13 protein-coding genes and 1 pseudogene are annotated in these 23,929 nt (G+C 74.1%); 2 read left to right on the top strand and 12 right to left on the bottom strand.

Going from position 1 to position 23,929, the window contains the following annotated elements:
- Positions 1 to 93, top strand: a pseudogene (locus ACWDBB_RS33220) (ATP-binding protein); the annotation flags it as partial.
- 78 nt (positions 94 to 171) lie between these two features.
- Here the strand turns inward: ACWDBB_RS33220 and cimA are convergent.
- From cimA to ACWDBB_RS33235, 3 genes are all read right to left on the bottom strand, one after another.
- On the bottom strand, positions 172 to 1,776 hold the full coding sequence (cimA, locus tag ACWDBB_RS33225) for a citramalate synthase (RefSeq protein WP_449793129.1): 1,605 nt from the start codon (positions 1,774 to 1,776) through the stop codon (positions 172 to 174).
- A 379-nt stretch (positions 1,777 to 2,155) separates the two neighbouring features.
- On the bottom strand, positions 2,156 to 3,268 hold the full coding sequence (locus ACWDBB_RS33230; protein WP_449793130.1) for a branched-chain amino acid aminotransferase: 1,113 nt from the start codon (positions 3,266 to 3,268) through the stop codon (positions 2,156 to 2,158).
- A gap of 217 nt (positions 3,269 to 3,485) precedes the next feature.
- A complete protein-coding gene (locus tag ACWDBB_RS33235; RefSeq protein WP_449793131.1) occupies positions 3,486 to 4,523 on the bottom strand; it encodes a 3-isopropylmalate dehydrogenase in 1,038 nt (345 codons plus the stop codon).
- 220 nt (positions 4,524 to 4,743) lie between these two features.
- On the opposite strand from ACWDBB_RS33235, the gene ACWDBB_RS33240 reads away from it, so the two are divergent.
- Positions 4,744 to 7,233, top strand: a complete 2,490-nt coding sequence (locus ACWDBB_RS33240; protein ID WP_449793132.1) for a YfhO family protein — start codon at positions 4,744 to 4,746, stop codon at positions 7,231 to 7,233.
- Positions 7,234 to 7,296: 63 nt separating this feature from the next.
- Here the strand turns inward: ACWDBB_RS33240 and ACWDBB_RS33245 are convergent, their stop codons facing one another.
- The 9 genes from ACWDBB_RS33245 to ACWDBB_RS33285 form a co-directional block, all read right to left on the bottom strand.
- Positions 7,297 to 10,653: a S8 family serine peptidase gene (locus ACWDBB_RS33245; protein WP_449793133.1), complete on the bottom strand. Its 3,357-nt coding sequence runs from the start codon at positions 10,651 to 10,653 to the stop codon at positions 7,297 to 7,299.
- 227 nt (positions 10,654 to 10,880) lie between these two features.
- A complete protein-coding gene (locus tag ACWDBB_RS33250) occupies positions 10,881 to 11,042 on the bottom strand; it encodes a hypothetical protein (RefSeq protein WP_363382932.1) in 162 nt (53 codons plus the stop codon).
- 285 nt (positions 11,043 to 11,327) lie between these two features.
- Positions 11,328 to 12,908, bottom strand: a complete 1,581-nt coding sequence (gene serA, locus ACWDBB_RS33255; protein ID WP_449793134.1) for a phosphoglycerate dehydrogenase — start codon at positions 12,906 to 12,908, stop codon at positions 11,328 to 11,330.
- Positions 12,909 to 13,140: 232 nt separating this feature from the next.
- The gene (gene ilvC / locus ACWDBB_RS33260; RefSeq protein ID WP_449793135.1) at positions 13,141 to 14,139 is read right to left on the bottom strand and encodes a ketol-acid reductoisomerase; all 999 of its coding nucleotides are present in this window, start codon (positions 14,137 to 14,139) and stop codon (positions 13,141 to 13,143) included.
- Between the two features lie 99 nt (positions 14,140 to 14,238).
- Positions 14,239 to 14,763 (bottom strand): acetolactate synthase small subunit, encoded by a 525-nt coding sequence (ilvN, locus tag ACWDBB_RS33265; protein ID WP_049657946.1) that lies wholly within the window; start codon positions 14,761 to 14,763, stop codon positions 14,239 to 14,241.
- A gap of 85 nt (positions 14,764 to 14,848) precedes the next feature.
- A complete protein-coding gene (locus tag ACWDBB_RS33270; protein WP_449793136.1) occupies positions 14,849 to 16,702 on the bottom strand; it encodes an acetolactate synthase large subunit in 1,854 nt (617 codons plus the stop codon).
- A gap of 329 nt (positions 16,703 to 17,031) precedes the next feature.
- On the bottom strand, positions 17,032 to 19,983 hold the full coding sequence (locus ACWDBB_RS33275; protein WP_449793147.1) for a putative bifunctional diguanylate cyclase/phosphodiesterase: 2,952 nt from the start codon (positions 19,981 to 19,983) through the stop codon (positions 17,032 to 17,034).
- Positions 19,984 to 20,479: 496 nt separating this feature from the next.
- A complete protein-coding gene (locus tag ACWDBB_RS33280) occupies positions 20,480 to 23,515 on the bottom strand; it encodes a helix-turn-helix transcriptional regulator (RefSeq protein ID WP_449793137.1) in 3,036 nt (1,011 codons plus the stop codon).
- Positions 23,516 to 23,667: 152 nt separating this feature from the next.
- Positions 23,668 to 23,826 (bottom strand): hypothetical protein, encoded by a 159-nt coding sequence (locus tag ACWDBB_RS33285; protein WP_158077676.1) that lies wholly within the window; start codon positions 23,824 to 23,826, stop codon positions 23,668 to 23,670.
- Positions 23,827 to 23,929 lie beyond the last annotated feature (103 nt).

Raw genomic sequence — 23,929 nt, forward strand, 5'->3', positions numbered from 1 at the left:
CCCGTCATCACCCTCGACGCCCGACGCCGCGACAGCGCCAAGAGCGCCCTCATCACCCTCGTCGAACACGCCCTCCTCGCCCGACTCCGCTGAACCGGCGGTGCTCGGCCATGCCGGTGGCCCGCGGGACTTCCTGCGAAGTCCCGCGGGCCACGGGTGTGTTCGGGCCGGCTATTCGGTGGGCTCCAGGCCGGCCCGGATGAGGCCGTAGGTGTACGCGTCCTCCAGCGCCAGCCAGGAGGCGGCGACCACGTTGTCGGCCACGCCCACCGTCGACCAGGTGGCGGCGCCGTCGGTGGACTCGATCAGCACCCGGGTCTTGGAGCCGGTGCCGTGCTGGCCCTCCAGGATGCGGACCTTGTAGTCCACCAGCTCGAAGCCGGCCAGCGGCGGGTAGATGCCCTCCAGGGCCGTACGCAGCGCCTGGTCCAGCGCGTTGACCGGGCCGTTGCCCTCGCCGGTGGCGATCCGGCGCTCGCCCTTGGCCCACAGCTTGACCGTTGCCTCGTTGCCGGTGAACCCGTTCGGGCCCTGCTCGCTGATGGTCCGCCAGGACTCCAGGGTGTAGAAGCGGTCCCGACTGCCGCGCACCTCGTCGCGCAGCAGCAGCTCGAAGGAGGCGTCGGCGGACTCGTAGGTGTAGCCGAGGTTCTCCTGCTCCTTGACCTTGGCCACCACCCGGCCGGCGAGGTCCCGGTCGCTGGAGAGGTCGTAGCCGAGCTCCTTGCCCTTGAGCTCGACGGAGGCCCGGCCGGCCATGTCGGACACCAGCATCCGCATGGTGTTGCCGACCCGCTCGGGGTCGATGTGCTGGTACAGGTCCGGGTCGACCTTGATCGCGGAGGCGTGCAGGCCCGCCTTGTGGGCGAAGGCCGAGTAGCCGACGTACGGCTGGTGGGTGGAGGGGGTCAGGTTGACCAGCTCGGCGATCGCGTGCGAGATCCTGGTCATCTCGGCCAGCCGGCCCGCGGGCAGCACCCGGCGGTCGTACTTGATCTCCAGCGCGCCGACCACCGGGAACAGGTTGGCGTTGCCGACCCGCTCGCCGTAGCCGTTGGCGGTGCACTGGACGTGGGTCGCCCCGGCGTCCACCGCGGCCAGGGTGTTGGCCACCGCGCAGCCGGTGTCGTCCTGGGCGTGGATGCCGAGCCGGGCGCCCGTCCTGGCGAGCACGTCGGCGACGATCTCCCGGACCCCGCCGGGCAGCATCCCGCCGTTGGTGTCGCAGAGCACCACCACGTCCGCGCCGGCCTCGTGCGCGGTGCGGACCACCGACACGGCGTACTCGGGGTTGGCCTTGTAGCCGTCGAAGAAGTGCTCGCAGTCGATGAACACCCGCCGGTCCTGGGAGCGCAGGAACTCGACGCTGTCCCGGACCATCTCCAGGTTCTCGTCCAGGGTGGTGCGCAGCGCGAGCTCCACGTGCCGGTCGTGCGCCTTGGCGACCAGGGTGATCACCGGGGCGCCCGAGGTGACCAGCGCGGCCAGCTGCGGGTCCTCCGCGGCCTTGCCGCCGGCCCGGCGGGTGGCGCCGAAGGCGACCAGCCGGGCGTGCTCCAGCTCCAGTTCGGCGGCGGCGCGGGCGAAGAACTCGGTGTCGCGCGGGTTGGCTCCGGGCCAGCCGCCCTCGATGAAGCCGACCCCGAACTCGTCCAGGTGCCGGGCGATGGCCAGCTTGTCCGCCACCGTCAGGTTGATGCCCTCGCGCTGCGCTCCGTCGCGCAGCGTGGTGTCGAACACGTGGAAACTGTCATCGGTACGGGTGACCTCGGTCATGACCCCTGGTTCTCCGTTTCGGGGAGGCTGGTACTGCTCTGCCGGACTTTTCCGTCCCGGCTCCACTGTCCATGATCCCGCGCGCGGTCCCGGTGTCCCCGGGCCCCTTGTGGGGGCCGTCGGCCGGTCCGGGAGAAGCAAAAAGACCCCTCGCGGGTGCGAGAGGTCTGCGCGCGGGTCTGGACGCTCGTGGTCGCTCCGCATCGGGTCGTGCGGGAAGCGGTCACTGCGGACCGGCGCGCCTGCTGCCAATAATCAGCGAAAGCGAGGACACGCCCGCAGTCTGGCACAGCTGCCCGGGATCCGGCCCGCCCGTCTCGCGATGCGAAACGGGCGGGGCCGGACGGGCCGGGCGGGCGGACCGGCGGGGTGCGCGTGATCAGACGATCTTGTGCAGCCACCGGTGGGTGTCCGGGGTCTGGCCGCCCTGGATCGACAGCAGCGCCTTGCGCAGCTCCATGGTGACCGGGCCGGGCTCGCCGGCGCCGACGGTCCAGTCGGCGGCGGCGGACTTCACCGAGCCGACCGGGGTGATGACGGCGGCGGTGCCGCAGGCGAAGACCTCGGTGAGGGTGCCGTCGGCGTTGGCCTGCTGCCACTCGTCGGTGGAGATCCGGCGCTCCTCGACCGCGTAGCCGAGGTCGGCGGCCAGCTGCAGCAGCGAGTCGCGGGTGATGCCGGGCAGCAGGGCGCCGGACAGCTCCGGGGTGACGATCTTCGCGTCCTTGCCCTCGCCGAAGACGAAGTACAGGTTCATGCCGCCCATCTCCTCGACCCACCGGTGCTCGGCGGCGTCGAGCCAGACCACCTGGTCGCAGCCCTTCTCGGCGGCCTGGGCCTGGGCGACCAGCGAGGCGGCGTAGTTGCCCGCGCACTTGGCGGCGCCGGTGCCGCCGGGGGCGGCCCGGACGTACTCCTTGGACAGCCAGACCGAGACCGGCTTGATGCCGCCCTGGAAGTAGGCGCCGGCCGGCGAGGCGATGATCATGAAGAGGTAGGAGTCGGCCGGGCGGACGCCCAGGCCGACCTCGGTGGCGAACATGAACGGGCGCAGGTAGAGGCTCTGCTCCGGCTCGTTCGGCACCCAGTCCTGCTCCTGGCGGACCAGCAGCTCGACGGCCTCGACGAAGGTCTCCACCGGCAGCTCCGGCATCGCGAGGCGGCGGGCCGAGGCCTGGAAGCGGGCGGCGTTGGCCTCCGGGCGGAAGGTGGCGATGGAGCCGTCGGCCTGGCGGTAGGCCTTCAGGCCCTCGAAGATCGCCTGGCCGTAGTGCAGGGTCATGTTCGCCGGGTCGATCTCCAGCGGCGCGTACGGGGCCAGCTGGGCGTCGTGCCAGCCCACGCCCTCGGTCCACCGGATGGTGACCATGTGGTCGGTGAAGACCCGGCCGAAGCCGGGGTTGGTCAGCCGGGCCTCGCGCTCCGCTGCCGGCAGCGGGTGGGCGGAGGGCTTGAGGTCGAACGTGATGGGCGCCTGGGTGGCCGTGCTCATGGCTGTTTCCTTCACCGTGGGTTGGTAAGGGCCGCCACCGCCGCGGATGCGTTTCGGTGGAATCCACCGGAATGAACGCACAACGGCACGGCCCACTGTCGATACTCGCATCCAGAGGGCCGTGCCGAACAGCTGTCCGCCCCATTTCCGGGGCCGCGAGCTGCGGTTATGCGCGGTCCGGCCCGCAGGCCGGAGTTCCGCTTCGGGATCCGGCCCCTCAGCCGGATACTCGGGCGGCGAGCGCGTCGCCGACCTGGGAGGTGCTGCGGGTGCCGGAGCGCTCGGCCAGGTCAGCCGCGACGGCGGCCTCGACCCTGGCGGCCTCGGCGGCGAAGCCGAGGTGCTCCAGCAGCATCGCGACCGACAGCACCGTGGCGGTCGGGTCGGCCTTGCCCTGGCCGGCGATGTCCGGCGCCGAGCCGTGCACCGGCTCGAACATGGACGGGAACTCGCCGCTCGGGTTGATGTTGCCGCTCGCGGCCAGGCCGATCCCGCCCGTGACGGCGGCGGCCAGGTCGGTCAGGATGTCGCCGAAGAGGTTGTCGGTGACGATGACGTCGAACCGCTCCGGCTGGGTGACGAAGAAGATGGTCGCGGCGTCGACGTGCAGGTAGTCGGTGGTGACCTCGGGGAACTCCTGGCCGACCTCGGCGAAGATCCGCGTCCACAGGTGCCCGGCGTGCACCAGCACGTTGTTCTTGTGCACCAGGGTGAGCTTCTTGCGCGGCCGCGCCTGCGCCCGGCGGTAGGCGTCGCGCACCACGCGCTCGATGCCGTACGCGGTGTTCAGGCTGACCTCGGTGGCCACCTCCTGCGGCGTCCCGGTGCGCAGCGTGCCGCCGTTGCCGACGTACGGGCCCTCGGTGCCCTCGCGGACGACCACGAAGTCGATCTCCGGCTGACCGGCCAGCGGACCCTTCACCCCGGGGAAGAGCCGGCCCGGACGCAGGTTGATGTGGTGGTCGAAGGCGAACCGCAGCTTGAGCAGCAGCCCCCGCTCCAGCACGCCCGACGGCACGCTCGGGTCACCGATGGCACCCAGCAGGATCGCGTCGTGCGACTTCAGCTCCGCCAGCACGTCGTCCGGCAGCGTCTCCCCGGTCCGGTGGTAGCGCCGGGCCCCGAGGTCGTACTCGGTGGTCTCCAGCTTCACGTCGGCGGGAAGCGCGGCACCCAGGACCTTGAGGCCTTCGGCCACCACTTCCTGGCCGATGCCGTCACCGGGGACTACTGCGAGACGAATGGTGCGAGACATGCTCGGACCCTACTCCGCCGTCCCAGGTACTGACACCTCACGTCCACCATTCGGACGGCAGGTCAGGTCGACCTCGACCTCGAACGACTGGTCGGCCTTCGACTGCCTGTGGTGGATCCCCGCGATCACGCGGCCGTGCGAGGAGGGATCGGGTTCATGGACGTGGACGAGCGCGCGCGTGTGACGTGAAGGGCGCTGGTGGCCTGCTTAGGGTGGCGGGATGCGGACGGGCGAGCGGCGGCGGGAGGTGCTGGTCTGCGGGGGTGCCGCCGGGCTGGCGACGGGCGGGTACGGGCTGGCGGCGGCGCTGCGCGGGGGGTGGCCGGCCGGGGCCGATGCGGTGGCCGTGCCCTACCACGCCCACCTGTGGGACCTGCTGCACGGACAGGCCGCCGGGGACCTGCTGCTCAACTGGAACAGCGGCTACGGCACCCCGTTCCTGGCGGACTTCTTCGCCTACCTGATGAACCCCTTCTCCTGGCCCGCCGCGCTCCTCCCCCGCGACCAGGGCCGGCTCGCCGTCCTGCTGGTCACCCTGGCCACCATCGGCCTCGGCACCGCCCTGATGACCCGGCTGCTCGGCCGCCTCCACCCCGGCCCGCGCCGGCTGCGGGCGCTCGCCGCCGTCGGGTACGGGCTGTGCGCCTGGGTGCTGGACGTCGGCGCGGCCGCCCCGATGTGGCTCTGGGGCCTGGTGTCGCTGCCGCTGCTCGGCCTGGCCGCCGACTGGTGCCTGCGCGAGCGGCACTGGGTGGCCGGCACGCTGTGCGTCGCGCTCGCCTGGGCCGGCAACCTGTACACCGCCGCGCTGGCCACCCTGGCGGCCGGACTCCTGTTCGCCGTCCGGCTGTTCGCCGCCCCGCTCCCGCTGCGCCGGCGGGTCCGGGCCACCGGCCGGGCCGTCACCATGGCCGCCGCCGGGGTGCTGCTCGCCTCCCCCGTGCTGTTCGTCGCGGTGCTGGCCGCCCGCCGGGCCCAGCCGGAGTCCCCGGTCCAGCCGCTCGGGCCGTCCGGCGTCGGCGGCCACCTCGCCCGGCTGCTGCCCGCCACCCACGGCGGGCCGCAGTTGCCGAACGTGGCGATCGGCGTCTTCGGGCTGCTGGTGGTCTGCGGGCTGCCGTTCAACCGGCGGGTACGGCCCCGGGAGCGCGCCCTGTGGTGCGCGGCGCTGCTGCTGGTGGTGGCCGGCTTCCTCTGGACCCCGACCGTGCTGGTCTGGCACGGCCTGGCGATCCCGGCCGGCGGGCCGTACCGGGTGGCCTTCGTGCTCAGCGGGCTGCTGGTGCTGGCCGGCTGGGTCTCGCTGGCGCACCGCCCGGACCGGCTGACCGTGCTGGGCGGCGCCGCCGTGGTGGCGGTGATCGCGGGCCTGGCGGCGGGCCGGCACTCGGTGCGCCCTGCCACCTGGGTGCTGCTGGCCGTCGGCGGCGCCGTCCTGTCGGCGGCGCTGTGGCTGCTGGACCGCCGGCACGCCGACCGGCGGGCGAACGCCCTCGCCACCTGGGTGATCGGCGGCGCGGTGCTGGGCAACGCCGTCTGGTCCGGGTACGCGGCGCTGGGCGCGGCCCCCTCCGCCGGCGTCTCCCCGGCGGCCGTCCGGGCAGGGCACGCGGCGCTGCGCGCGGCCGCCGACTGGCCGCGCGGCCGCAGCGACCCGGGCCCGCACGCGTTCACCCCGAACGACCCGCTGCTGCTGAACGGCCAGGGCGGCGGCTACTTCAGCGGCTACCTGCCGACCGTCACCGCCCTGCTGCTGCACGACCTCGGCGCGGGCTGGACGGCCGGCGGGCGGCAGACCGCGAGCGTCACCGACCCGGTCGGGCAGGCGCTGTTCGGCGTCCGCACCCACCTCGACGACGGACCCCCGCCGGACGGCTTCGCGCCCGTCCGGGCGGTCGCCGCGCCGCCGCTGGTCACCGTGCTGCCCCCGGGCGCCCGGACGGAGACCTCCTCGGTCTGGGCCCGGCAGGAGTCGCTGCTGGGCAGCCAGGTGTACGACGCCCCGCTGCCGGTCCCGGCGGGCGGGGCGGTGCCCACGCTGCACGGCACCAGCGGCTGGTCGGTGCCGGGCGGCGCGGAGGGCACGGTGTTCACGGCCGCCTGCACGCCGGGCGGGACGGCCTACTTCCACGGGCTGTGGTACCGGGGCACGGTCAGCGGCCTCGGCACCGAGTACCGCAGCGACGGCGAGCAGCCCACCACCGCCGTGCCGATCCACCGGCTGGGGACCGTCCCGGCGGACGGGGTGGTCCGGGTGACGCTGCGGTCGGACGTGGTGAGCCAGGTCCCCGCCCGCCCGGTCGGCTGTCTGCGGGCCGGCGCCCTGGAGGCCGCCGTCGCCCGGCTCACCGCGACCGGCGCCACCCGGGTGGAGGCCGGCGGGCACACACTGACGGCGACGCTCCCGGCCGGGTCCACCGGCACCGCGCTGCTCTCCGTGCCGGCCACCGACGGCTGGACCTGCGCGGTGGACGGCGGCCGGTACGCGGCCCCCGTCCCGGTGCTCGGCATGATCGGTGTCCCGCTGGGCGGGGGCGCCTCCCGGGTGGCCTGCGCGTTCCGCCCGCCCGGCCTCACCGAGGGCCTCACCGTCACCTCCGCCACCGCCGCCGTCCTGGCCCTGGTGGCCGTCTTCGCCCGGCTCTCCCGCCGCCCGACCCGCCCCCCGCGCGGCGACCGCCGCCGGGCGGCCCGAAGCTCCGAGGCCTGAACGTTCGTACCTGACGGGGCGGCCCGCCGGAGTCCCGGGGGGGCCGCCCCTTCCGCCCGGGGGTCAGGGCAGGTCGACCACCTGGGCCCGCCGCTCGGCCGGGTTCCGGTGGTACAGCAGCAGGAGCCGCGAGGCGTCGCCCGGGGCCCGCCGCACGTCGAGGACGGCGCCGGGGCCCGTCGGGGCCGCCACCGCGGCCGGACCGTCGAGGCCGGCCCGCGCGGTGAGCGCCGGCCGCAGGACGTCCAGCGGGACGGACGGGGTGGTGCCGTTCAGCCCGATGGCCGAGAAGGCCTCGGCGACGTCCGGCGTGCCGCCCCCGGTGTAGCCGGTCCACACGCCGTAGCGGACGGTGCTGTGCCCGGGCGCGACGCCGGGCAGGGCGCTCAGCCGGACGGGCAGCACCAGCACGTCGCTGTCCAGCAGCGCGGTGTCGGTGTCGCCCCAGTGGGCGTTGAGCGGCTGGACGTCCAGCTCGGCCCCGGTGCGGGCGTCCAGCGCGCGGGAGACCAGAACGTCGCTGCCGGACAGCCGGTCGGCCTTGAGGACGACGTCGGTGCTGCCGTCCCCGTCGGTGTCCAGCGCCACCCGCACCCCGTACAGCCCCACCGGGGTGGCCGCGGGCGCCCACAACCACGCTCCCACGTACAGCAGTCCGTCGTCGACGGCGGCACCGGCCGCACGCAGGTCGGCGGAGCGCTCACCGGGGTGCTCGACGCAGATCTCGTCCGCCGGGTCCGCCTGCGCCCCGACGAGTTCGGGCCGCACGCCCGCGCCCGGCGCGACGGCCGCGTCGCTGCCGCCGGGCGGGCAGTCCGGCCAGCGGGCCCCCTCGCCGCCGAGCGCGAAGGCGCTGACCAGCCCCGGCTGTTCGCCGGGCGCGGCGCGGCCGCCGAGGGCGACCAGGGTGGCGCCGCTCGCAGCGGTGCGCACGGCGGCCGTCGCCGCGAGGTCGCCGGTCGGGCGCGGGGCGGCCAGCACCGGGATCCGCAGCTGCGGCAGCGTGCCGTCCCCGACCGGGGTGAGCAGCACCCGCCCGGAGAGCTCGCCCCGGTAGCTGCGGGCGTGGTCGCCCTGCACGGTGTCGATGGTCGGGTCGGGCGCGCGCCCCAGCTCCCCGGGCACGGACAGCGTCACCCGCACCCGCGCGGTGCCGCCCGCCGGGACGTCCACCCGGGCCGGCGTCACCTGGTAGGAGGCGCCGGGCAGCCGGGTGGCCGCCGCGTACGAGGTGCGGTAGGCGAGCGGCGCGCCGGAGGTGTTGCGCACCTCGATCTCCCGGGTCCGAGCCGTCGGCCCGGCCACCTCGACCGGCCCGAAGGAGACCCCGACGGCGCCCGCCACGGCGCCCTCCCCCGCCGCGTAGGCGACGGCGGGGGTGCGGACCGCCCCGTCCACCCGGACCCGCCCGGCCCCGGTGCGCTCGGGTCCGTAGGTCGGCCCGCTGCGGTCGTCGCCGAGGAAGGTGTCCACGGTGGTGTTCATCAGTGCGGCCTTGACCTGCTCGACCGGCCAGTCCGGGTGCGCGGCACGGACCAGGGCGGCGAGCCCGGCCACGTGCGGGGTCGCCATCGAGGTGCCGCTCTCGCGCCGGCCGCCGGTGCCGCTGCCGACCAGGGCGGACCGGATGCTCTCGCCGGGGGCCGCCAGGTCGGGCTTGACCACGCCCGGGACGCCGATGCCGCGCGAGGTGAAGTCGGTCAGGGTGTCGACCCGCTCCGGCTGGTCCTGGGCGACGGAGGCGTGCAGGGTGTTGCCGGGCGCGGCGAGCCTGACCCGTACCGGCCCGGCGGCCGCGGCCTGGCGCAGCCGTTCGCCGTCGGCGCGGGCCAGCAGCGCGGCCGGGATCCGGTCGTTGCCGGAGATCTCGGCGAGGTGGTCGGAGTCGGCGGCGTACAGCGCCCCGATCGCGCCCGCGTCGGCGGCGTGGTCGGCGCGCGGGCCGGAGTTGCAGGCCCGGTCGGCTTCGCGGGTGCGCCAGGTGAGCAGCGCGATCTTCCCCTTCAGTCGCTGCCGGTCGGCCTCGCCGAAGTCCGCGCAGCCGTCCGACTGGTCGACGGGCAGGGCGAGTTCACCGCTGACGTCGGCGGTGGACCAGCCCCGGTAGCGCTCGCTCCAGTGCGCCGGGACGACCCCGGCCCGGGCGGCGGGGGCGAGCACGGTGACGCCGTCCACGTCGGCGTGGCCGTGCACCGAGGCGGCGACGGTGATCGCCCGGGCGGCGGTGCCGGGGCTGCCGCCGATGCCGTACACGTCGCCGTCGTTGCCGGCCGCCGCGACCACGACGGTGCCCAGTTCGGCGAGCCGGTCGACGGCCAGGGCGTCGGTGTCGTCGGTGCTGCCGAAGTGGCTGCCGAGCGAGAGGTTGACGACGTCCAGCCGGTCGCTCAGGTCGCCGTCCCCGTTCGGGTCGGCCGCCAGGTCGAGCGCCTCGGCGACCCGGTCGGTGGAGCCGTCGCAGCCGAACACCCGGATCGCGTACAGCTGTGCGCCGGGAGCGGTGCCGGGGCCGATCCGGAAGCCGGCCGGGTCGAGCCCGGGCCCGTACGGACCGGTGTAGGCGCGGCCGTCGGCGGTGACGCCGTACCCGGCGGCGGTGCCGGCCACGTGGGTGCCGTGCCCGTTGCGCACGCAGTCGATCGGGTTGTCGCTGGGGTGCGGCACCGGCTGGTGGTGCGGGGAGGCCGGGTCGGGGTCGTAGTCGTCGCCGACCAGGTCCCTGCCGCCGACGACCTTGGCGTTGGGGAACAGCGCGGGCGGCGCGGGCTTGCCGCGCTCCACCGAGCGGAAGGCCTCCTCGGTGCCGGGGCCGCCGAAGTCGGCGTGGGTGTAGTCGATGCCGCTGTCGACGATCCCGATCCGCATGCCCTGCCCGGTGCCGGCCACCCGGTCGCCGGCCCAGACCTGGGGGGCGCCGGTCAGCGGGACGGAGTGGGCGTTGTCGCGCCGCTTGGCGACGATCGGGTGGACGGCGCGGACGCCCGGCAGCGCCCGCAGCGCGGGCAGCCGGTCGGCGGGCGCGCTGACCGCGAGGCCGGTCAGCACGGTGCGGGTGCGGTAGAGCTCGCGGGCGGCGGGTGCCGCCCGGTGGACGGCGCCGGCCAGCCGGTCGAGCGCGTCCCCGGCCCGGGCGCGCTGGTCCGCGCCGGCCCGCGCGGCCTCCCGGCGGACGGCCTCCGGGGAGCGCTGGGCCCGCCGGGCGCCGTCGGCGGCGCGCCGCCAGGCGGAGCCGGCCGCCTCGGTGGTGAGTTCGAGCAGCACGGAGGCCGTTCGGCCCGGCCCCGGCGGTCCGGCGGAAGGCGGCCCCGCGGTCGGTGGACCGCCCGCCGCCGGGGTGGCGGCGAGGACGGCGCTTCCGGCCAGCAGGGCCAGGGTGAGGCCGATCCGGGCGGCGGGTCGGCGGACGGATGGCAGACGCACTGGGCCCTCTCCCCCGGCAGGGGGACTGATCCGCACTCCGTGTCGCTGACGCCCGCCCACGCGAACGTCGATCACCCCTCCGAGGACCCCAAATTAGGATGATCGCGCCACCGGGGACGAGCAACTTCCCTCGGACGGACCGGGGTTGCACTCTACTGGGTGACGTTCTGACGACCCGTACGGCCCATTCGGCGGATGAACGCCACTGCCGGCCGCTCCGCCGGACCTCAGTGGTGGCCGGTCACTCCGCCGTTGTCCCGGCGGTCCAGCGAGCGCTGCAGCGCGGCCGCCGCGAAGGGGTTCCGCTCGGCGGCCCGCCGGCGGCGCGGGGCGCGGACGGGGGTGGCGGCGGGGGCGGACGTGGCGTGACGGTCGGCGGTCGGCGACATACCGGGCTCCTTGGAAGCGGCGCCGCGGGAGGCGGGCGCGAAGAGGGGGAAGGGAGCGCGGGAGCAGGGATCGCCTGCTCGTGAAGGCGCACGCCTACACGGGCCGCACGCCCTGGCTACAGGGGCGGCACACCGTATGGCCCTTCCACGGTAAGGCCGCGCCCCGGCCGTGTCTGCACGAATACTTGGATTTCCTACTATCTGAGACGGGTGTCACCCGGGAGGACGCAGCGGGGCCCGGACCACCGTTCGAACGGTGGTCCGGGCCCCGCCGGAGCCGGTGGATCAGCCCAGGTCGACCGAGCGCGCGAAGTGGGCGCCGATCTCGGCGGCGATGGCCGACAGCACCTCCTGCGGGATCTCGGTGTCCACGGTGATGGAGGCCAGCGCGCTGCCGCCGTCGCGGGCGACCTGCATGCCGGCGATGTTGATGCCCGCGTCGCCGAGGTGGCGGCCGAGCACGCCGACCACGCCGGGGCGGTCCTCGTACTTGAAGAAGGCCATGTGGTCGGTGAGCGCCACGTCCACGTCGAAGGCGTCCACGCCGACGATCTTCTGGGTCTGCTTGGGGCCGGCCAGCGTGCCGGAGATGGCGATCTCCTCGCCGCCCGCGAGCGTGCCGCGAACGGTGATCACGTTGCGGTGCTCGGGGCTCTCGCTGGAGGTGGTCAGGCGGACCTCGACACCGCGCTCCTGGGCGAACAGCGGGGCGTTGACGTAGGACACCGTCTCCGCCACCACGTCCTCGAACACGCCCTTCAGCGCGGACAGTTCGAGCACCTTGACGTCGTGCTGGGTGATCTCGCCGCGGACCTCGACGTCGAGGCGGACAGCCACCTCGCCGGCCAGCGCGGTGAAGATCCGGCCGAGCTTCTCGGCCAGCGGCAGGCCCGGCCGGACGTCCTCGGCGATCACGCCGCCCTGGACGTTCACCGCGTCCGGCACCAGCTCGCCGGCCAGCGCGAGGCGCACCGACCTGGCGACGGCGATGCCGGCCTTCTCCTGCGCCTCGTCGGTGGAGGCGCCCAGGTGCGGGGTGGCGACCACGTTGTCGAAGGCGAACAGCGGGGAGTCGGTGCACGGCTCCTTGGCGTACACGTCCAGACCGGCGCCGGCCACCCGGCCGTCGCGCAGCGCGTCCGCCAGCGCCTCCTCGTCCACGATGCCGCCGCGGGCGGCGTTCACGATGCGGACGGTCGGCTTGACCTTGTGCAGCGCGTCGTCGCCGATCAGGCCGATGGTCTCCGGGGTCTTGGGGAGGTGGACGGTGATGAAGTCCGAGACCTCCAGCAGCTCCTCCAGCGAGACCAGCTTGACGCCCATCTGCGCGGCGCGGGCGGCCTGGATGTAGGGGTCGTACGCGACGATCTTCATCCCGAACGCGGACATCCGCTGGGCGACCAGGACGCCGATCCGGCCGAGGCCGACGACGCCGAGGATCTTCTCGCTCAGCTCGACGCCGGTGTACTTGTTGCGCTTCCACTCGCCCTGCTTGAGCGCGGCGTTGGCCGGCGCGATGTTGCGGGCGACGGAGATCAGCAGGCCGCAGGCGAGCTCGGCGGCGGTGACGATGTTGGAGGTCGGCGCGTTGACGACCATCACGCCGGCCTTGGTGGCGGCGGAGACGTCCACGTTGTCCAGGCCGACGCCGGCCCGGGCGACGACCTTGAGCTTGCGGGCGGCGGTCAGCGCCTCGGCGTCGACCTTGGTGGCGGAGCGGATCAGGATCGCGTCGACGTCGGCGATCGCGGTGAGCAGCTCGGTGCGGTCCGCGCCGTTGCAGTGGCGGATCTCGAAGTCGGGGCCGAGGGCGTCGACGGTGGCGGGCGAGAGCTCTTCGGCGATCAGAACTACGGATTTGCTCACGACAGTGGTCCTTAACTGTCCGGTTCCCCCGAGCACGTGGGTGGCGTGGAGGGCGGGGAAAGGTGGCATGCCGCGTAGGTAGACGCACGACGCTGTGGGCCTGACGCGCACTCGGAGTGTATCGACGGGCTGGATGGCGGGCTGCTCCCGTCCGGCGAAATCACTCGGACGAGAGCAGCCTACTTGTACAACGGGGTTACAGAATCGGGGCCGGAACCGGCCCTGAAGGGGGTCAGGCCTTCTCGTTGACCCAGCTCATCAGCGAGCGCAGCTTCTTGCCGGTGGTCTCCAGCAGGTGGTCCTCGTCGGCCTTCTTGTACTCGTTGTACTTGGGCAGACCCGCCTTGTACTCGGCGATCCAGGTGTTGGCGAAGGTGCCGTCCTGGATCTCGGCGAGGACCTTCTTCATCTCGGCCTTGGTGGCGTCGGTGATGATCCGCGGGCCGGTGACGTAGTCGCCCCACTCGGCGGTCTCGGAGACCGACCAGCGCATCTTCTCCAGGCCGCCCTCGTACATCAGGTCGACGATGAGCTTCAGCTCGTGCAGGCACTCGAAGTAGGCGATCTCCGGCTGGTAGCCGGCCTCGACCAGGGTCTCGAACCCGGCCTTCACCAGGGCGGCGGTGCCACCGCAGAGGACGGCCTGCTCACCGAACAGGTCGGTCTCGGTCTCCTCGGTGAAGGTGGTCTTGATGACGCCGGCCTTGGTGGCGCCCAGGCCCTTGGCGTACGACAGCGCCAGGGCGAAGGCGTTGCCCGAGGCGTCCTGCTCGACCGCGACGATCGCGGGGACGCCGCGGCCCTCCTCGTACTGGCGGCGGACCAGGTGGCCCGGGCCCTTCGGGGCGACCATGCAGACGTCGACGTCCGCCGGGGGCTTGATGAAGCCGAAGCGGATGTTCAGGCCGTGGCCGAAGAACAGGGCGTCGCCGGACTTCAGGTGCGGGGCGATGTCGGCCTCGTAGACGTCGGCCTGGATCGGGTCCGGCACCAGGATCATGATGACGTCGGCCTCGGCCGCGGCCTCGGCCGGGGTGACGACGCGCAGGCCGGCCTCCTCCGCCTTGGCACGGGACTTGGACTCCGGCTTCAGGCCGACCCGGACGTCGGCGCCGGAGTCGCGCAGCGACAGCGCGTGGGCGTGGCCCTGGCTGCCGTAGCCGATGACCGCGACCTTGCGGCCCTGGATGATGGACAGGTCGGCGTCGTCTTCGTAGAACAGCTCGGCCACGGGGGCACATCTCCTTGCGTGGTGGTTGCCGGGTACGCGGTGTTCACCGTATGCGCACCGGCGGGTGGTTTGGGTCTTTGGGTGGTGCGATGACGCCGGTCAGGCGCTGCGGTCCAGGGCGCGCAGCGAGCGGTCCGTGATGGAGCGCGCGCCGCGGCCGATGGCGACCAGGCCGGACTGGACCAACTCCTTGATGCCGTAAGGCTCCAGCATCCGGAGCATGGCCTCCAGCTTGTCCGAACTGCCGGTGGCCTCGATGGTCACCGCTTCGGGCGACACGTCGACGGTCTTGGCACGGAACAGCTGGACGATCTCGACGATCTGCGACCGGGTCTCGTTGTCGGCGCGGACCTTCACCAGGACCAGTTCCCGCTGGATCGCAGCGGACTGGTCGAGTTCGACGATCTTTATCACGTTCACGAGCTTGTTGAGCTGCTTGGTGACCTGTTCCAGCGGGAGGTCCTCGACGTTGACCACGATCGTCATCCGGGACACGTCCGGGTGCTCGGTCGAGCCGACGGCGAGGGAGTCGATGTTGAAGCCCCGCCGGGAGAACAGTGCGGCGATGCGGGCGAGCACGCCGGGCTTGTTCTCGACCAGGACGGAGAGGGTGTGCTTGGACATGGGGTTCCTCAGTCGCACAGGAGGGGTCCGGCGCAGCCGGTCCCGGGAAGGGCGGTGGTGGGCGACGGGCGGGCGGGCAGGGACATCAGTCGAGATCGTCGCCGAAGTCGGGGCGCACGCCCCTGGCGAACTGGATCTCGTCGTTGCTGGTGCCGGCCGCGACCATCGGCCAGACCATGGCGTCCTGGTGGACGATGAAGTCGATGACGACCGGGCGGTCGTTGATCTCCATCGCCTGCTTGATGACGGCGTCGAGGTCCTCGGGGCGCTCGCAGCGCAGGCCGACGCAGCCCATCGCCTCGGACAGCCGGACGAAGTCGGGGATCCGGGTGCCCTGGGCCGGCGGCTCGACGCCGTCGTGGCCGGGGCCGGAGTGCAGCACGGTGTTGGAGTAGCGCTGGTTGTAGAACAGCGTCTGCCACTGCCGGACCATGCCCAGCGAGCCGTTGTTGATGACCGCGACCTTGATCGGGATGTCGTTCAGGGCGCAGGTGACCAGCTCCTGGTTGGTCATCTGGAAGCAGCCGTCGCCGTCGATGGCCCAGACCGCGGTCTCCGGCCGGCCGGCCTTGGCGCCCATCGCCGCGGGGACGGCGTAGCCCATCGTCCCCGCGCCGCCCGAGTTGAGCCAGGTGCCCGGCTTCTCGAACTGGATGAACTGCGAGCTCCACATCTGGTGCTGGCCCACGCCGGCGGCGTAGATCGCGTCGGAGCCGACCATCCGGCCGATCCGCTCGATGACCTGCTGCGGCGAGAGCTGCCCGTTCGGGGCCGGCTCGTAGCCGAGCGGGTAGGTCTTCTTCCACTCGTCGAGCCGCTCCCACCATTCGGTGTAGTCGCCCCTGTGGCCGGCGTCGAACTCGGCCTGGACGGCGACGATCAGGTCGGCGAGGACCTCGCGGGCGTCGCCGACGATCGGCACGTCCGCCGGACGGTTCTTGCCGATCTCGGCCGGGTCGATGTCGGCGTGGACGACCTTGGCGTTGGGGGCGAAGCCGTCCAGCTTGCCGGTGACGCGGTCGTCGAAGCGGGCGCCGAGGGTGAACAGCAGGTCGGACTTCTGGAGCGCGGTGACGGCGGGGACGGAACCGTGCATGCCGGGCATGCCCAGGTGCTGCGGGTGGCTGTCCGGGAAGGCGCCGAGCGCCATCAGGGTGGTGACGACCGGGGCGCCGGTCAGCTCGGCGAGGATCCGCAGCTCGGCGGTGGCCTGCGCCTTGAGCACGCCGCCGCCGACGTACAGCACCGGGCGCCTGGCACTGACCAGCAGCTTCGCGGCCTCGCGGATCTGCTTGGCGTGCGGCTTGGTCACCGGGCGGTAGCCGGGCAGCGCGGTCTCGACCGGCCAGCGGAAGGTGGTGGTCGCCTGGAGCGCGTCCTTGGCGATGTCGACCAGGACCGGGCCGGGGCGGCCGGTGGCGGCGATGTGGAAGGCCTCGGCGATCACCCGGGGGATCTCGGCCGGGTCGGTGACCAGGTAGTTGTGCTTGGTGATCGGCATCGTGATGCCGCAGATGTCCGCCTCCTGGAAGGCGTCGGTGCCGATCGCCTTGGAGGAGACCTGGCCGGTGATGGCGACGACCGGCACCGAGTCCATGTAGGCGTCGGCGATCGGGGTGACCAGGTTGGTCGCACCCGGCCCCGAGGTCGCCATGCAGACCCCGACCCGGCCGGTGGCCTGCGCGTAGCCGGTGGCGGCGTGACCGGCGCCCTGCTCGTGACGGACCAGGATGTGGCGCACCTTGACGGAGTCCATCAGGGGGTCGTACGCGGGAAGGATGGCCCCGCCCGGAATACCGAAGACGGTGTCCGCGCCCACGGCCTCCAGGGAGCGGATGAGCGACTGGGCGCCGGTCATGGTCTCGACGACGTGCTGGGGAGCGGGAGCGTTGGCGGCCGGGTTGTCCCCGCGGCGGGGGGATGCGGCGTGCTCGGTCATCTGCCTGTCTCTTCTCGGGTTTTGCCGACCCGGTGTGCGGGCCCCGGTGCTGCGAGGGTGGGGTCCCGGTCCGGGTCGATCGCCGGCTCTGCCTCAATCGTCCCGCTTCATCCGACAGGTCGGACTTGCTCGGCGGTCGAGGCCAGGGGTCTTGCGGAGGTGGAACAGCGTCAGTGCAACAAAAAACCCCTCGTGCCCAAGGGCATGCGAGGGGTGGCGCGTCGGTCTGTCACGAGCAGGGCGTACGAGCCCACTCAGCCGACGCGCCCGCCAAGTACGAGAATTCGGGTGCGCATGGCAACGACCATCCTCCCGTGCGGGGCAACGTGTCAAGCAGGTGGGACGACCGTCTCGCCATGCGGACCCCCCGACGGACCAGTAACGGCACGGTGTTCGGGCAGGTCAGAGCCGCCATGGTGATGTGCGCCACGTCCCGGCGTGGCGTCCGTCCGGCCGTTCGGGCGGCCACCCGTCCGGGTGTCGTCGACGGCCGACGGGTACGGGCGGCGAGCCGGGAGCGGACCCGTCGACGTGGGCAGCGGGTAGTCGCGGCGGGCCAGCGCCCGGCGCAGCCGGGGCTCGTCCAGGGGCGGGGCGAAGGCCGAGCCCTGGGCCTGTCCGCAGCCCAGGTCGCGCAGCGCGGCGACCTGGCGCGGCAGGTCCACCCCCTCGGCGGCGGTGACCATCCCGAGGTCGCGGCCGAGCCGCAGCGCGTGCCCGGCGAGGGTGCGGCTGAGCGGGGACTCGCCGAGGTCCTGGACGAGGGTGCGGTCGAGCTTGAGCCCGTCCAGCGGCAGCCGGGCGAGGGCGCCGAGCGAGCCGCCGCCGGCGCCGTACCCGGCCAGCCAGGTGGAGACGCCGAGGCCGCGCAGGGCGGAGAGCCGGCGGCCGAGTTCGTCGGCGAGCGAGTCCGGGCCCATCCGGGCCACCTCGATCACCAGTTCGTCGGCGGGCAGCCCGCTGTCGCGCAGCGCCGCGGCCACCGTCTCGTACAGGCCGGGCGAGCAGAGCCGCTCGACGGACAGTCGGACGGCCACCGGGACGGGCTCGGGCAGCCCGCGGCCCCGGCCCGGCAGGCCGCGCCGCTCGGCGGCCGCGCTGACCGCTTCCAGGACCAGCCAGCGGGAGAACCTGGTCGCCGCGTCGCCGTGCTCGGTCGAGCGCAGGAACTCGGCCGGAGTGAGCAGCAGGCCGCCCACCGAGCGCCAGCGGGCCTGGGCCTCCACGCCGGTCACCGCGCCGCTGCCGAGGTCCACCACGGGCTGGTGGAGCAGCGTGAAGCCGCCCTCCCTGACGGCCAGCCGCAGCCGTTCCTCCAGTTCGGTGCGGCGCTCCAGGTCGGCCCGCATGGCGGGGGTGTAGAGCACAACCCGGCCCTTGCCCTCGGACTTGGCCCGGTACATCGCGAGGTCGGCGTTGCGCATCAGCTCGTCGGCGGCGGCCCTGGGGTCGGCCGCCGGGCCGCGTTCGGGGGTGCCGAAGGCGATGCCGATGCTGGCGGCGACGCTGAGTTCGGCGCCGCCGATCCAGTACGGCTCGGAGAGCGCGAGGCGCAGCCGCTCGGCCAGTTCCTGGACCTGGAGGCGGCCGAGCGGCCCGCAGACCAGCGCGGCGAACTCGTCGCCGCCGAACCGGGCGACGGTGTCCCCGCAGCGGACGGCGCCCTGGAGCCGGCGGGCGGCCTGCACCAGCAGCTCGTCCCCGACCTGGTGTCCGGCGGTGTCGTTGACCGCCTTGAAGCCGTCCAGGTCGAGGAAGAGCACCGCGATCCCGGCCCCGGTCTCGCCCTGCTGGCCGCGGGCGCCGAGGGCGGCCCGCAGCTGCTGGGTGAACAGCGCCCGGTTGGGCAGGTCGGTGAGCGGGTCGTGGAAGGCGTTGTGGTGCAACTGGGCCTGGAGCATGACGCGTTCGGTGACGTCCCGGCTGTTGAGCAGCAGGCCGTCGCGATGTCTGCTGACGCTGGACTCGACGTGCAGCCACTCCCCCGCGCCGGAGCTGATCCGGCACTCGACCCGGGCGGAGGGCACGGCGGTGCCGGGGCTGCGGTGGGTGGCGAGCCGGACCCTGGCGAGGTAGCGGCGGACCTCGGAGAGCACCCGGCTGACGTCCTCGGGGTGCACCAGGTCCAGCAGGTTGCCGCCGACCAGCTCCTCCGGATCCCGCCCGTAGACGCCGAGCGCGGCCGGGGAGACGTAGGAGAGCACGCCGTTGGCGCCGGCGATCATGATGACGTCGCTGGAGCCCTGCACCAGGGAGCGGAAGTGCGCCTCCTTGTGGGCGAGTTCCTGGGCCAGCGACAGGTTGTCGAGCAGCATCACGCCCTGCCGCAGGATCAGCGCCAGCCCGACGGTGCAGGCCGCGGCGGCCACCACCCGGTCCAACTCCCGCCCGCCGAGGGCGTTGTAGAGGATTCCGGCGGTGCAGACCGCGGCGGCCGCGTACGGGGTCAGCGCGCTGAAGGTGGTGGCCACCCGGCGGTGCGGCAGGCCGCCGGCCGAGGGGTGGTCGCGCAGCGGACGGCGCCAGCGCGGCGACCACGGCGCCCAGCCCAGCAGCAGACTGCCGGCGAACCAGCCGGCGTCCAGCAGTTCGCCCGAGTGGTAGCTGCTGCGCAGTTCCGGGGAGGTGAACAGGGCGTCGCAGGTGACGGTGACGGCGAGCGCCAGCATGGCCGTGTGCACCGCCGCCCGGTTGCCGTCCCGGCCCCGGAAGCGCAGCCCGACCACCAGGCTGACCAGCAGGATGTCCAGCACGGGGTAGGCCAGGTTGAGGGCCAGGCGCAGCGGTGAGCCGTCCTCCCCGGCCGCGATCCGGCCGAGCGCCAGGCTCCAGCTGAGGGTGAACAGCGAGCCGGCGATCAGCCAGCCGTCGAGCAGCAGGCAGAGCCAGCCGGCCGCCGTGCGCGGGTGCTGGGCGAGCACCAGGACGCCGGTGATGGCGAGCGGGGCGAACAGCAGGAAGGCGTACTCGGCGAGCGAGTCCTGGGGCAGCGGGGAGCGCAGGACCAGCTCGTACCAGCCCCAGGTGCCGTTGCCGAAGGCGACCATGATCGAGGAGAGGCCGAACAGCAGCCAGGCCGGGCGGGCGTGCCCGCCGACGGTGCAGCCGTACACCAGGCAGGACAGCGCGGCCGCCAGGGCCGCCGCTGCCAGCCCGAAGTCTCCCATGAAGACGGCCAGTTGGTGCGATCCCCAGCCCGTGGCGGCGCCCGCGGCGTAGGCCGCGCAGAGCGCGCCCAGGACGAAGCCGGGCAGCGCGCGGCTGTCCCGGATCCGGCTCAGCCGTCTGCAGCGGACGGCTGCGGGCGCGTCGACGGCGGACGTGTCGGCGCGCGGTGCGTCCGGCCGTCCGGTTCCGCGCAGCACCGTTTCGGTGGAGCTCACTCGGCCTCTCCCCCTCCGGCCCGGGGCCTCGCGCCCCGGCCACGGACCATCGGCCGCGCACCTCTCGGACGTGCGCGATGGCCTGGCGCCCCGTCAGGACGGCGGCCCAGGGGGTGGGCGACCTGCCGGTCGCCACACCGTACCGATGCTCCCAAAATGGACCCTACACCAATTCCGTCACTCAATGACACACACACTCAACTTAGAGTAATGGCGGAAGGGTGGGGAAATGCCCCCGATTCCTACGGATCGGCCCGGTTGGCGGCGGCGCGCGGGCGGGGGCTCACGCGGCGCGCACGGGAGCACGGGGAGGCGCCCGAACACCGGTGCCAGGGTGGACGAACGGCGGGCCCGGACCGGCCGGAGCCGGTCCGGGCCCGTGCCGGCGCCCCGTTCAACGGCCGGAGGAGGCCAGGTCGTCCGGGAACAGCCGCAGCCGGTGCGCCAGCGCCGCCGCCTCGCCCCGGCCGCCGACCGCGAGCTTGCCGAGGATGTTGGAGACGTGCACGCTCGCGGTCTTCGGAGAGATGTACAGCTCCTCGGCGATCTGCCGGTTGGTCCAGCCGCGGGCCAGCAGTCGCAGCACGTCCCGCTCACGGGGGGTGAGGTTGAAGGAGTCCCCGGCGGCCTGGGCCGGCACCGCGGCCGCCCGCTCGGCCGGGGCGAGGCTCAGCCCGGCCCGCTCGGCCAGCGCGGAGATCTGCCCGCCGAGCGGCCGGTCGTCCCGGACGGCCGCCAGTTCGGCCGCCTCGCGCAGCAGTTCGGCGCCGGCCTCGCGCCGGCCGGCCTGCACCTCGGCCTCGCCGGCCCGCAGCAGGGCGAGCGCCAGCGGGTACGGCAGGCCGGTCGGCCGCAGCGCCTCGACCGCGGCGGCCCACTCCCGCGGGGTGTCGGCGCCCTCGGCCCGGGCCAGTTCGGCCTCCAGCAGCCGGGCCCAGCCGTGGTGCAGCGGGGCCCTCGGCCGCAGCTCGGCGGCGGCCGCGGCGATCGCGGCCAGCGCCCCGGGCCGGCCCGCCTCGGCCTGCGGCAGGCCCCGGCTGTCCGCCTCCACCGCGGCCGCCTCGGCCAGCAGCGGGTAGACGTCGGACTCGGTGCCGGTCCTGCCGTCCTCCGCGAGCACGGCGAGCAGTTCGTCCCGGGCCTCCAGCGGCCGCCCGCCGAGCGCCGCGATCCGGATCGCCAGCCGACTGATCGGCACGCTGTGCTGGACCTGGCCGATCCGGTTGGCCGCCCGGGCCTGCGCCAGCATGGCCGCCGCGGTCGTGAGGTCCCCGGCCAGCAGGGCGAGGTCGCCGCGCATCCGGTCCAGGAACTCGGCGTGGGTGCCGGTCAGGCTGGTCGACTCGTAGCCGGTCAGCACCTCGGTCGCCTCCCGCACCCGCCCGAGGTCGGTCAGCGCCTCGACCAGGTTGCCGGTCAGGATGGCGCCGATGTTGCGCAGCAGGCCGTTGCCGTCCGCGAACTCCAGCCCCTCCCTGGCCAGCCGGACGGCAGCCTCGGGCCGGCCCAGCCCGCGCTGCATGCTGGCCAGGTTGTTGATGCCGCGCAGCAGGAGGTCGGGCACGCCCAGCAGGCGGGCCCGCTCGACCGCGCCGGCGAGTTCGGCCAGCCCGCCCTCGGCGTCGCCCTGCACGTCGTAGCGCAGGCCGCCGAGGGTCATCCGGGCGTGCACCTCGACCGAGTGGGCGCCGACCTCCTGGGCGATCCGGATCGCCCGCTCGGCCAGCTCGATGTGCTCGGGCCCCGGGCTCTTGAGCATGGCGGAGTTGGCGCTGAGCGCGAACACCTCGGCCTGCACGGCGGAGGGCGGCAGGTGCTCCACCAGCCGGTGGGCGTGGGCGATCTCCTCCTCGTCCCCGGAGCGGCGCAGGCTGCCCAGCATCCGGGCCCGGTTGATCCGGAACCAGGCCGCCCGCACCGGGTGCTCCACCTCGTCGACCAGTCGGATGCCGCGCTTGGCCAGGCTCAGGCCGCGCTCACGGTCGCCGCTGCGCCGGGCCGCGACCACCGCCTCGGCCAGCACGTCCTCCAGCTGGATCCGGTCGCAGTCCTCGTCCGCGGCGTCGTGGTCCCGGGAGCCGGGCGGGTAGGTCTCGGCCCAGTCGTAGGGGCGCGTGTGCGCCAGCACCTCCTCGGAGACCAGGTCCCACAGTTCCAGGGCCCGTTCCAGCATGCCGAGCTGCTCGGCGAAGGCGTTGCGGCGGCGGGCCGCGCGGGCGGCGTCCAGGGCGGTCGGCAGGGCGCGGGCCGGATCGTGCGCGTGGTACCAGTAGTTGGCCAGCCGGGCGGCCAGCGCGTCGCCGGGGACCAGCTGCGGCTGGGCCTCCACCGCGAGCGCGAACTTGCGGTTGATCCGGTGCCGTTCGCCGGGCAGCAGGTCGTCCGAGACCGCCTCGCGGACCAGCGCGTGCCGGAACCGGTAGCCCTCGCCCTCGCTGTCCGGGCGCAGGATGTTGGCGCCGACGGCCGCCCGCAGCGCCTCGATCAGCGCCTCCTCGTCGTCCAGGACGGCGGCCAGCAGGGCGTGTTCGACGTGCGTTCCGCCCTCGGCGGCGATCCGCACCACCCGCTGGGCCTCCTCGTCCAGGCCCTCGACCCGCACCAGCAGGATGTCCCGCAGCGAGTCGGTCAGCCCGGCGCCGAAGCCGTCCTCGAAGGCGGTGGCCAGCTCCTCGACGAAGAACGGGTTCCCCTCCGAGCGGCGGTGGATCCGGTCCACCAGCTGGCGGTCGGGGGCGGCGGTGCCGAGGATGCCGGCCAGCTGGGCGGCCACCTCGCGCCGGCCGAACCGCGCCAGCTCCAGCCGCTGGACGGTGCGCAGCCGTTCGAGTTCGGCCAGGAAGGGGCGCAGCGGGTGCCGGCGGTGCAGGTCGTCGGTGCGGTACGTGGCGACCAGCAGCACCCGGGAACGGTGCAGGGTGCGCACCAGGAAGGCGAGCAGCTCGCGGGTGGAGCGGTCGGCCCAGTGGAGGTCCTCGACGGCGAGGACGAGGGTACGCTCCGCGCCGAGCCGCTCGAACAGCCTCGCGGTGTGCTCGAACAGCCGGGCCCGGCTGTACTCGTCGTTGGGTTCGCCGTCCACCTCGCCGAACTCGGACAGCAGCAGGGCGAGATGGCTCTCGCTGCCGGCCGCGGCGGCCTCCAGTTCGGGGCCGAGCGAGCGGTGCAGCCGTCGCAGCGCGGCGGCCAGCGGCGCGTACGGCAGGCCCTCGGCGCCGACCTCCAGGCAGCTGCCGAGCGTGGTGACCGCCCCCTGGGCCGCGGCCCGCTCCAGGAACTCCTCCAGCAGCCTGGTCTTGCCGACCCCCGCCTCGCCGCCGATCAGGACGGCCTGCGGACTGCCGGTGCCCGCGCGGCGCAGCGCGTCGGTCAGCTCGGTGATCTCGCTGCCGCGGCCGACGAAGACGGGGCTGACCGATGTCTGCTGCATGGAGGCGAGCATGCCATAGCCGGTGGGGCCCGGCCGAGGGGTTATCTCCCCAGGCGAACGGGGTTCCGGGCCCGAACGCCCGGAGGGGGAGACGCCCGTTCGCGGCGTCTCCCCCTCCGGAGCTCCTTCGGCACCGTCGTGGTGCCGTACCGTCAGCATTCGGGCCGACGCACGGGGCGCCGCTGGAAGCGGGCGGCCACCGGGCGCTGCCGCAGTCGGCGGGCCTCCTTGGCCTCGCGCACCAGGCGCTCGTGCTCGGCGCGGGCCACGAGTTCGTGGGCCTGTTGCTGGAAGGTCTGGTACTCGATCATTTCCGGTTCCCCCTCGGGTTCTCACTCCGTCTTGCTGACAGGTAAGAGCTTCCTCCGCCAGTGGGGGGTGCCGCATCGGGAGCCTGCCGCATCTTCCGGGACC

The sequence above is a fragment of the Kitasatospora sp. NPDC001095 genome (assembly GCF_053598615.1).